At 63.2% G+C, this 304-nt stretch carries 1 protein-coding gene; it reads left to right on the top strand.

All coding sequences use genetic code 11. The features are described 5' to 3' along the window. Positions 1-153 (top strand): DUF736 family protein (locus B4F73_RS03190; protein WP_290482488.1); only part of this gene is annotated, 153 nt, incomplete at its 5' end. Between the last annotated feature and the right edge of the window lie 151 nt (positions 154-304).

Genomic DNA, 304 nt, shown 5'->3' on the forward strand with positions numbered 1-304 from the left:
GCCTGGCGTCAGGAAAGCAAGGACGGCGAAACCCCGTACCTCGCCGTCAAGCTCGACGATCCAAGCTTTGCCAGCCCCGTGCGCGCCGCCTTCTTCGAGAATGAAAAGGACGGCACCGGCGTCATGGTCTGGAACCGGACGAAGACCAACTAGCAAAGGGTCTGGCGCCCCAATGAGCCTCAGCCTGCATGATCTTGAAAAAGGCCGCCGCATTGCGGCGCTCGTCGTGCGCCATTGCGGTGAGAAGTATTTTCCCCTGTTCGACCGGTTCGACCGGGAAGTCCGCGAGCGGGCCTCGGCGGCC

The organism is Hyphomonas sp. UBA3601 (assembly GCF_002375605.1).
Classification (GTDB): domain Bacteria; phylum Pseudomonadota; class Alphaproteobacteria; order Caulobacterales; family Hyphomonadaceae; genus Hyphomonas.